At 39.7% G+C, this 10601-nt stretch carries 7 protein-coding genes; 2 read left to right on the top strand and 5 right to left on the bottom strand.

Translation table 11 applies throughout. The features are described 5' to 3' along the window. Window positions 1-18: 18 nt before the first annotated feature. A complete protein-coding gene (locus QL995_RS09360; protein WP_010554356.1) occupies window positions 19-2226 on the top strand; it encodes an EAL domain-containing protein in 2208 nt (735 codons plus the stop codon). Between the two features lie 76 nt (window positions 2227-2302). On the opposite strand, the gene QL995_RS09355 is transcribed toward QL995_RS09360, so the two are convergent. Next, a complete protein-coding gene (locus QL995_RS09355) occupies window positions 2303-3550 on the bottom strand; it encodes a glutamate-5-semialdehyde dehydrogenase (RefSeq protein ID WP_007586417.1) in 1248 nt (415 codons plus the stop codon). Continuing rightward, complete coding sequence (proB, locus tag QL995_RS09350) at window positions 3547-4653, bottom strand: glutamate 5-kinase (RefSeq protein ID WP_010554355.1); 1107 nt, start codon at window positions 4651-4653, stop codon at window positions 3547-3549. Before proB ends, QL995_RS09355 begins: the two co-directional genes overlap by 4 nt. 870 nt (window positions 4654-5523) lie before the next feature. Between proB and QL995_RS09345 the strand changes: the two genes are divergently transcribed. Continuing rightward, the gene (locus QL995_RS09345) at window positions 5524-7371 is read left to right on the top strand and encodes a sodium:proton antiporter (RefSeq protein ID WP_290294039.1); all 1848 of its coding nucleotides are present in this window, start codon (window positions 5524-5526) and stop codon (window positions 7369-7371) included. 70 nt (window positions 7372-7441) lie between these two features. On the opposite strand, the gene QL995_RS09340 is transcribed toward QL995_RS09345, so the two are convergent. The 3 genes from QL995_RS09340 to hflC all read right to left on the bottom strand — a co-directional run bounded on the left by QL995_RS09340 (window position 7442) and on the right by hflC (window position 10598). Then, entirely contained in the window at window positions 7442-8080 is a 639-nt protein-coding gene (locus tag QL995_RS09340) for an SEL1-like repeat protein (protein WP_007586412.1), read from the bottom strand. A gap of 111 nt (window positions 8081-8191) precedes the next feature. Continuing rightward, entirely contained in the window at window positions 8192-9505 is a 1314-nt protein-coding gene (locus QL995_RS09335) for an adenylosuccinate synthase (protein ID WP_010554354.1), read from the bottom strand. A 214-nt stretch (window positions 9506-9719) separates the two neighbouring features. After that, window positions 9720-10598 (bottom strand): protease modulator HflC, encoded by an 879-nt coding sequence (gene hflC / locus QL995_RS09330; RefSeq protein ID WP_010554353.1) that lies wholly within the window; start codon window positions 10596-10598, stop codon window positions 9720-9722. Window positions 10599-10601: the final 3 nt, after the last annotated feature.

Below are 10601 nucleotides of genomic sequence, written 5' to 3'. Positions count from 1 at the left end.
CGCAGAGAAGGACAGATAGTGCATTCAAATTACCTCGCAAACAGTAATGGATTAACCACAGAGAAAAAACATAAACCTTTAATTCTTATTGTTGATGACGAACCTAGTAATTTACACGTATTAGTAGAAGGACTTTTAACTGACTACGATGTACGTATTTCTACTAGTGGTGAGCAGGCTTTGATCTTTATTGAGTCAACTCGGCCTGACTTGATTTTATTAGACATAATGATGCCTGGCATGGACGGCTACGAAGTATGTAATATACTCAAAGCGAAACAAAATACCAAAGGCATCCCCGTCATATTTGTAACTGCGCTTACCGAAGAAGAGTCTGAAGAAAAAGGCTTTGCTATGGGCGCAATTGACTACATACACAAACCTTACAAGCTAGCGCTCGTTAGAGCACGCATTCGCACTCATATTACCGCTCAAGGCATGCTAGATAGGCTTATCGAAAAAAACTTTGACCTGCACGACAAGCTACTTGAAATAGAATCACTAATACAAGAGCTAAGCCAGCGTGAAGAAGAATTAAAAGAGCTCTCATCAAAACAAAAATTATTTTATCAAGCCCTAACGGGAACCGCTGATGGCGTTGTTATTACCGACAGTAACGGAAAAATCATTGCCGTAAACCCTTCATTTTGCCGGATTACAGGTTACTCTGAATCTGACTCCCTGCAAATGCAGTTGCACGATATTAAACAAAATAACCACCCTAGTATTAGCTTTGATCAAGTATGGCATCATGCAAACCAAGCAGGATATTGGAGTGGAGAGCTAGTAACCAGACGAAAAAATGGCGAGCTTTATCCTGAGTTATTAACTCTTAGTATGGTAAGAGGCGAGCAAGATACCAACGTGCACTATATTGGTGTATTTAGTGATATTTCTAGCGTTAAGATAACGCAAGAAAGAATTCACTACCTCACATGGCATGATGAACTTACAGGTTTGCCCAACCGAAATGGTTTTTTAAAGCAGTTGGAGCAGCAACTTCAGGTTTGTAGTACCGAAAATAGTTATGCCTATATTTATATTATTGACATAGACAGCTTCCACTCAATAAATGATGGATTAGGCCTACTCGCTGGCGATAACATTTTAAAAGAATTAACTAAACGAATTCATTCTAAGGTGAATAAAAAAGATGTTATTGCTCGCTTAGGCAGTGATGAATTTGCAGTACTGTGTACAGTTGAAAAAGGCGTTGGCAGGATCAGAGCCCAAGCTATGGCTGAAAATAAAGCCCAAGAACTGATCATAAGTGTAAACCACCCCTTTGTCGTTGATGAACAAGACGTTAGCTTAACAGTAAGTATTGGCACGTATATTTTTCCTCGGGAAGATCAGTGGGAAAGTGCTATAGAAACAATCCGTAACTGTGAGGCGGCTTGTTACAAAGCAAAAGAAAAAGGCGGTAATAGAGTTACCTTTTTTGATACTTCGTTTGGCGAGCAAGCAAAACGCCGTTTTGAAATAGAGCAAGATTTACGTAAAGCAATCTCAAATAATGAGTTATCCCTATATTTACAATCCCAATTTGACCGAAGCCAAACCCTTAAAGGGGCTGAGGTTTTATTAAGATGGGAGCATCCTCAAAAAGGCTTCATTAGCCCTGGTGAGTTTATATCTATAGCCGAAGAGTCAGATATAATTTATGACTTAGATTGCTGGGTAACTTCAAATGCACTTGAAATATTAACGCAACTTAGTAAAACTCACCCTGAGTTAAACCTATCAATTAATGTAAGTGGCAGGCACTTTCATGAAGCGCGTTTTTTAAGCTTTATTAGCCAACAAATAAAGCAACATAGCATTAATCCTCAGCAACTCACTATTGAGATAATTGAAGGTACATTGCTTAATCACATGGAAGCGGCTATTGAGGCTGTTCACTTTATCAAGAAGCTAGGTATTAGGGTATCAATTGATGACTTTGGTACTGGATATTCGAGTTTAACTTACCTTAAACAATTACCCATACAAGAACTAAAAATTGACCGTTCTTTTGTATTGGAAGCACCGACTGATAATAACGATAAGCTAATTATTGATATGATTGTAAGCTTAGGCCGTTTATTTGAACTCGAGATAGTTGCTGAAGGTGTAGAGAACCAGTCCCACTTTGATTTATTGCAAGAATATCCAGAAGTTATTCTTCAAGGCTATTATTTACACAGGCCTGAACCTGCAAGCGACTGGCTTGAAAAACTAAATTAATTACAGAGTAGTCTGAAAAAACAAAAAAGCCGAGTATTTCCATACTCGGCTTTTTAATGAAATTAAGCTTTAGCGGTTACTCGCGAACTTGGCCTTCACCATTCACTAAGTACTTCTCAGTAGTCAGTGACTCAAGTCCCATAGGGCCGTATGCATGAAGCTTAGAAGTTGCTATACCAATCTCTGCGCCTAGACCCAGCTGTGAGCCATCAGAAAAGCGAGATGATGTATTAACCATCACTACAGAAGCATCGACACTACGCTGGAATAACTCTGCAGCGGCTGCGTTTTTAGTGCAAATTACTTCAGTGTGGTTTGATCCAAACTGTGCAATGTGTTCAACCGCTGCCGTAAAGTTTGGTACAACGCGAATAGCGATTTCTAGGTCTAGATATTCTTCACCAAATTCGTTATCGGCTAACACAGTTGCATTATCAAAGTATTTAGCTGCAAAGCTGTCAGCATTTATTTTTACACCTTCTTGGCGTAATACAACTGCGCACAGATTTAAAAACTCATCTGCAACATCTTGATGAACTACTAAGCCCTCAAGTGCATTACAAACACCGGTACGCTGCGTTTTACCGTTAAGTAGTAAGTTAAGCGCAATTTCTAGGTCTGCATCTTTATCTACATATAGATGACAAACGCCTTTGTAATGCTGAATTACTGGAATCGTACTGTTTTCAGTAACAAAGTTAATTAAGCCTTCACCGCCACGTGGAATTATTAAGTCAATGCTTTCACGTTGCTGCATTAATTCCATTAATAGTGCACGATCTGGATCTGGAATCACTGAAATAAGTGATACTGGTAAGTTATGCTTTTCAAGTACGCTGTGCATTACACTTGCGATAGCTTGCGAACTTTTAAGTGCTTCTTTACCGCCACGTAAAATTACGCCATTACCTGATTTAAAACATAATGCGCCAGCGTCTGCTGTTACATTTGGGCGTGCTTCGTAAATCATACATACAACGCCAAGAGGTACGCGCATTTTACGAATTTTAATGCCATTTGGACGCTCTGTAATATCACGTAGCTGACCAACAGGATCGTCCAGGCTTACGATTACTTCAATACCTTCTGCCATTGCTTCAATACGCTCATCGTTTAGCGTTAAGCGGTCGATCATTGAGGCTGCTAAGTTATTGTCGCGTGCTGCGCTTAGGTCACTTTCGTTTTCTTTGATTATAAATGCTTTTTGCTCTCTTAATGCCGCTGCCATTTCAACTAGTACTTGATTTTTAGTCTCGGTATCGAGTAAAGCAAGTGTATGGGCAGCTTTAGCTGTCTGGCGTGAAATGTCCGTAATTAAACTCATGACTTCTCCAATAATGCGATATGTTTTTCAGATATAACTGGTCCAATTGAATCCTGCATTTTTTCGCTGAATTCACTCTGTTCGTTGTCTGCAATAAAGTTTAACAAACAGCTACTATAATTTGCGGTCGCTTTAGCTAAACGCGTACCGTCTTCACTACGTACTAAAATGGTATCACCAACAGCAAATTCACCATGGACTTCCATGATTTCATCACCGCGAATACATCCACTTTCACCTTCAAGGGATTCATCAAATGATCCATCAACAACAACTTCACCTTGCTCATTTGCTGTGTGTGTCATCCAATGTACAGAATCTTGCATCGGCTTTTCGTACGGTAAAAATACGCTACCAGGATTTTCCCCAGCTAGCAGTTTCGTAAATGTTTCTTCTTTAAAGCCGTTTATAATATAAGTCGCGATACCATGTGACGTTGCTTTTTCTGCCGCTTCTATTTTGGTTTTCATGCCACCAGTACCAACAGCACTTGTAGCACATCCTGCCATAGCATAAATAGATTCATCAATTGATTTTATTTCAGGCAGTAACACCGCATCATCATGTAAGTTAGGGTTTTTATCATATAACCCATCAACGTCTGAGAATATTAATAAAGCATCGGCATCGGCTGCTGCTGCGACCATTGCTGATAAGTTGTCGTTATCACCCACTCTTAAGTCGTCGGTAGTTACAGCATCATTTTCATTAATGATAGGAAAAACACCATGCTCAAGCAAAGTAAACACTGTTTCGCGAATACTTTGGTAACGCTCGCGGTCACGTAAATCGCCGTGCGTTAATAATAGTTGCGCAGATGGAAAGTCAAAAAAGCGGTCCCACATGGCGATCATTTCTGTTTGGCCTGCTGCTGCCATTGCTTTTTTCATCACCACAGAGCGAGGTTTGTCTGATGGGAATAAATGCGCTCCAGCCGCTACAGAACCCGATGATACTAAAATCACCTCGATTCCACGAGCACGACAACGAACAATGAACTGTGCGATGGTTAATATGTAACGCGAACGGCAGCCATCTTGATCTGGTGCAATTAATGCACTACCTACTTTAAGTACGATACGTCGCCAATTTAACTTTTGCATAAATGCTCAACTTTCCATTTTATCTGCGCTCATCTTAATTAGACGAGCTAAAACTAAGTAGCTAGGTTTAAAACATAGCTTCGAATTTTTCTTTTCATTTAGGCAACACTTTTTTACACACACGCAAAAACCATATCTAAAACAAGAAGCTTAGATTTGAGGTTAAGTAAAAGTAGCAACAACCCAATAATATTGAGCAGCACTAATCAAAAAATTTAAAAGTGTTGTTTATGCATCGCTGTAAAAAGCTGTGTGTGGCTTTTTTATTAACAACATACATAGAGCCTCTAAAGTCTGATACACCAACAGATAGGGTGAAGACCAAAGGACCGAGATTTAACCGCCACGATGGGGGGCTAAATATTGAAAGTAATAGTTCAACTCAAACCTTTATTTACTTAAATAATTAAATAAACTTGTTTGGCAAAACCATACCAAGAATTCGGCAAATGATATTTTGTAATGCTCTAATACTAGAAACATCACTAACACATGATTATAAAGATTAAAAATAACGTTAAGATTAACAAGCCTGTTTTATCTTCAATAAACTTCGTTAGATGACTAATTATTAGAACACGAAGTATAATACACCAAATACCCCTTTAAAATCAAGGTTAAAATTCGAACTAAGTTAATACGAAATACTCATACCCTTTATATTGTTATTAAAATTCAATAAATTAAACAATTAATACACTTCAAAATAAGGTGGCTAAGTTCTCGCTAAATAATTTAAGCCTACTAATCTTTTATAAGCAGCTAAAATTGATTAGTAATATTTCAGTTTCCGGTGTATACCCCTGTATTAATAATTAACAAAAGTTATACTTTCTAAACATATCGTCATAAATAAGGAATTCTTAATCTATGTCAGCAATTTACATAGCCGGTATCGCACTTTGCTCTGTGCTTGCCCAATGGATCGCGTGGGCTTTTAGAGTACCCGCTATTCTTTTTTTATTGCTTACTGGTCTTTTACTTGGACCATTTAGTGGTGTTTTAGACCCTGATGCACTTTTAGGTGATTTACTGTTTCCAGTAGTATCACTAAGCGTTGCCATCATTTTATTTGAAGGTTCCTTAACTCTGCATTTCAGAGAATTAAAAGGGATAGGAAAAGTTGTAAGGAATCTCTGCTCAATCGGTATGCTTACTACCTGCATTATTATTAGCTTAAGCGCCTACTGGTTGCTTGAGCTCAATTGGCGTGTTGCTGCGGTACTAGGCGCAGTACTCGTTGTTACTGGCCCTACAGTTATAGCACCGCTATTAAACTCAATGCGTCCAACACAAGACATAGACCGCATACTTCGCTGGGAAGGTATTGTAATAGATCCTATTGGCGCATTATTTGCTGTATTGGTATTTGAAGCTGTAATGCTTGTAGGCCAAGGCGAAGTATTTAGTCATACTATTATTGCTTTAGTTAAAACCCTGGGTGTTGGTTTAAGTATTGGTGTTGCTGCAGGTTGGCTAACAACCCTATTAATGCGTCGCGAGTGGCTGCCATTTGAATTACATAAGTTTGGAATTTTAGCACTAGTCCTTATTAGTTTTTCTGTATCAAACTATTTAAGCCATGAATCAGGCTTATTAGCAGTAACTGTATTTGGTATTTGGCTTGCGAACCAAGACGATTTAGAAATAGATTCTGTACTTGAGTTTAAAGAAGACTTGTCGATGATATTAATATCAACGCTGTTTATTTTACTTGCAGCACGTTTACAGCTTTCTGATTTGATGATGCTCGACAGCGATGTATTTATATTTTTAGCTATTGTGCTTTTTGTTGCACGCCCACTGTGTATTGCTATTTCGACCTTTGGTACTGACTTACCAATGAAGTCTCGCTTGGTGCTTGCCTGGATTGCTCCACGCGGTATAGTTGCCGCAGCCGTTGGGTCAGTATTTGCACTAAGTATGATGGAAGCTGGCGTTGCTGATGCTGAAAAGATGGTGCCACTTATATTTACGGTGATCATCATTACGGTTGTGCTGCAAAGCTTAACAGCCATCCCTGTTGCCAAGCTATTAGGTGTACGCCAACCATCGCCAAACACAATATTAATTATTGGTGCAAACCATGTATCGCGTGCAATTGGACGTGGCTTACAAGAGCAGAATATTCCGGTTCACCTCTCAGATCCTGCATGGGAAAACTGCAGAATGGCACGTATGGATGGCTTAGCTTGTTATTATGGTAACCCGCAATCAGAGCATGCTGAACGCTACTTACCTCTAACAACTATTCGCAGTGTCTTAGCGCTATCGCCAAACCGTCATCATAATGCGCTAGGCGTTCAATACTTTTCGCATTTACTTAATGAAAAAAATGTATTTTCGCTTCGCTCATCAACGTCGCATGCTAAAGCAAATAAAGACAGCGCAACGTTTTTATCTAGACAAATATTGTTTGGCGACGAAGGCTCATACGCTCGTTTGAGCAGTATCATAGCTAAAGGCGGTAAGGTTAGTTCAACACGTATCTCGGATGAGTTTAGCTGGGAGCAATACCTAGAAATGAACCCTGAGGCTATCCCTTTGTTTATTCTTAAAGGTGATAAAGACAGCGACGACGATACGCCAATTAAGCTAAGACCGTTTACAATCAACATGGAGAAACCGCCGCAAGAAGGCGAGCGTGTTGTTGCATTACAGCCGCCTAAAATGTCGGTCTTAAAAGACCCGCAAACAAAGGCTAAAGAAGAAAGTTAAACACTTTTACTACCTGTAAAAACTCAAAAACCCTAACTTAAAAAGTTAGGGTTTTGTTTTTTAAGGGCCATTAAATAGGAAGGCGAGCTCGCGCAACCACACTATCTGGCATTTTTTGCGCTAACTTAGTCAGCGCTCGCTCAATTTTTTTATGAGTCGCTTTATCTGCGACCATAGAATTAAACAGCCAACGGTATGCATCTTCAAAATCACGCGGGCTGCCATAGCCATCATTAAATAATTTAACCAAACGTAGTTGTGCTTTTAAATTGCCTTGCGACGACGCTTCACGCAAATACGTAATTGCCATTGCTTTATCTTGCTGAACTAAACGCCCGGTGTCGTAGTAACGCCCTAACTGCTCTAGCGCTGCCGCTAAGCCTTGTTCAGCCGCTTTTCGCATGTAATACACACCTAACTCTACATTACGATCCACGCACACGTTATAAGCCAGCATATCGCCGTATAAAAATTGATAAGACGGCAATGCCATTTTATTGGCTCGTGCTTCTATATCTTGCACTAACTGGCAATCATCTGCCTTTACCCGCGCTAAATGCGTATTTTTATTTATTAACGCAATTAGCTCAGATTCTGTATACAGCGGTACAGCAGCAGGGCTTTCTGTAGCTAAGCTGTTGGTTGCTATAAATAAAGACAGCGGAATTAATGAAAGCCTTAATACGCAATTACGGTAAAATAAACGCATGCTCACCACTTATAAAAATAAACTTATTAAAATATATACAAAGATCGTTCCAAGGTGAATTTTATATACAAAAAAAGCTGCACTAGGCAGCTTTTTTTAATCTAATGGTAATTACGCAAACGGGTTGCGAAGTACCATAGTTTCTACGCGGTCTGGACCTGTAGAAATAATATCAATTGGAACACCCGTAATTTCTTCAATACGCTTGATGTAGTCAATCGCAGCTTTTGGTAAACCGTCAAGACTCGTTACACCAACAGTGTTTTCTGACCAACCTGGCATTTCTTCGTATACTGGCGTTACTTTATCGTAACCTTCAGCTGCTAATGGTGTTACGTTAGTAACTGTGCCATCTTCAAGCTTGTAACCAATACAGATTTTAAGCGTTTCTAAGCCATCTAAAACATCAAGCTTAGTTAAACAAAAACCTGAAATACTGTTGATTTGAACCGCACGGCGCATAGCCACTGCATCTAACCAACCAGTACGACGAAGTCGACCTGTTGTAGCGCCAAACTCATGGCCTTTATCACCTAAGTGCTTACCAACTGGATCTTGTTTCTCAAGACCGTCGTAAAGCTCTGTAGGGAAAGGACCTGAACCAACACGTGTAGTGTACGCTTTAATAATACCTAAAACGTAATCAAGGTTTAATGGACCAAAACCTGCACCAGTAGCAACGCCACCAGCTGTAGTATTTGAAGATGTTACATAAGGGTAAGTACCGTGATCGATATCAAGTAACGTACCTTGTGCACCTTCAAATAAAATGTTTTCGCCTGCTAAACGCGTTTGATCTAAAAGCTCAGTTACATCTACAACCATTGCTTTTAAGATATCAGCAACAGCCATTGCATCATCAAACGTTTTTTGGAAATCTACAGCGTCTACTTTGTAGTAGTTAACTAAAGTGAAGTTATGGTATTCAAGAACTTCTTTTAATTTAGCTGCAAATAATTCAGGATTAAATAAATCGCCTACGCGTAAACCACGGCGAGCCACTTTATCTTCGTACGCAGGACCGATACCACGGCCAGTTGTACCAATTGGCTTATCGCCACGAGCAGTTTCGCGGGCTACATCTAATGCAACATGGAAAGGCAAGATTAGCGGACATGCTTCACTTATTAAAAGACGCTCACGTACTGGTACGCCGCGTTCTTCAAGCATGCCAATTTCTCTCATTAGCGCTTCTGGTGATAAAACTACACCATTACCAATCACACATTTAACATTGTCACGTAATACACCCGATGGAATAAGGTGTAGAACCGTCTTTTCACCTTCGATAACTAAAGTATGACCCGCATTGTGGCCACCTTGATAACGAACTACTAAAGATGCTTTGTCTGTAAGGAGATCAACTACCTTACCCTTTCCTTCGTCACCCCATTGGGTGCCTAATACAACAACGTTTTTACCCATCGTAAATTCACTTAGAGAAAATTAGGACGAGATTTTACCAGAAAACTAAAGTAAAGATCACCCCTGTTCAGCTTATTTTTTCTGCGCGCATTTGTTATATCCAAATATTAGCTAATAACCACATAAATAACAGTGATTTAAAGCACTAGACTGTGTTTAACAAAAAGCCCCGCAAATGCGAGGCTTTTTAACTTTTAAATAATTAACGTAAAACCTATTGAGCTTTAGCGCCTTTCATATATTGGAAGAAGTCGCTATCAGGTGAAAGCACCATAACGTCTTGCTTATTTTTAAAAGTCTTTTTGTAAGCCTCAAGAGAACGCACAAAACTAAAGAACTCAGGGTCTTTGTTATACGCGCTTGCATAGATGCCTGCGGCATCAGCATCGCCTTGACCACGTACAGAACGCGCATTACGCTCTGCATCGGCAAGCATTACTGTTACACGACGATCAACACCCGCACGAATAGTCTCGGCTTTTTCCTGACCTTCAGAACGATGCTCTTTTGCAACAGCAGTACGCTCAGCGCGCATACGTTGGTAAATAGAGCTACTCACTTCTTGTGGTAGGTTAATTTGCTTAACACGTACGTCTAGCACCTCAATACCAAGCTCACGTGCACTTTCAGAAGCTTGTACTAACGCTTCTTCCATCAACTCGCTACGCTCACCCGATACAATTTCGCGAATTGTACGTGTACCAAAGTTTGTACGAAGACCATTATTTACTTTTTGTTTAAGTAGCGTTTCAGCATATTGCTTATCGCCACGGGCACGTAAGTAAAAAGCGCTAAAGTCATTAACACGCCATTTTACAAACGAATCAACAATTAAGTCTTTTTTCTCACTAGTAACAAAGCGGTCCGGCGCACCATCTAGCGTTTGAATACGTGCATCAATACGACGTACTTGGCTAAAAAATGGCACCTTAAATTGTAGGCCTGGGCCATATACAATCGCTTGATCGTCGCTGTCTTTTTGTACTTTACTGAATAACATTACAATTGCTTTTTGCCCTTCAGGTACAACAAATACCGATGAAAAAGACATAACAATGGCAGCTAATAGTATTACTAAACTAAAGTTTTTCATTAT

The sequence above is a fragment of the Pseudoalteromonas sp. APC 3358 genome (assembly GCF_030408075.1).
Taxonomy (GTDB): domain Bacteria; phylum Pseudomonadota; class Gammaproteobacteria; order Enterobacterales; family Alteromonadaceae; genus Pseudoalteromonas; species Pseudoalteromonas arctica.
Note: the sequence above shows the minus strand (reverse complement) of the source record. Positions and strands in the feature narration are given on the sequence as shown.

Excerpts from the sequence above, each read along its gene's own strand:
- QL995_RS09355 (WP_007586417.1), bottom strand. The coding sequence starts at position 3,550 with ATGAGTTTAATTACGGACATTTCACGCCAGACAGCTAAAGCTGCCCAT.
- proB (WP_010554355.1), bottom strand. The coding sequence starts at position 4,653 with ATGCAAAAGTTAAATTGGCGACGTATCGTACTTAAAGTAGGTAGTGCA.
- QL995_RS09345 (WP_290294039.1), top strand. The coding sequence starts at position 5,524 with ATGTCAGCAATTTACATAGCCGGTATCGCACTTTGCTCTGTGCTTGCC.
- QL995_RS09340 (WP_007586412.1), bottom strand. The coding sequence starts at position 8,080 with ATGCGTTTATTTTACCGTAATTGCGTATTAAGGCTTTCATTAATTCCG.
- QL995_RS09335 (WP_010554354.1), bottom strand. The coding sequence starts at position 9,505 with ATGGGTAAAAACGTTGTTGTATTAGGCACCCAATGGGGTGACGAAGGA.
- hflC (WP_010554353.1), bottom strand. The coding sequence starts at position 10,598 with ATGAAAAACTTTAGTTTAGTAATACTATTAGCTGCCATTGTTATGTCT.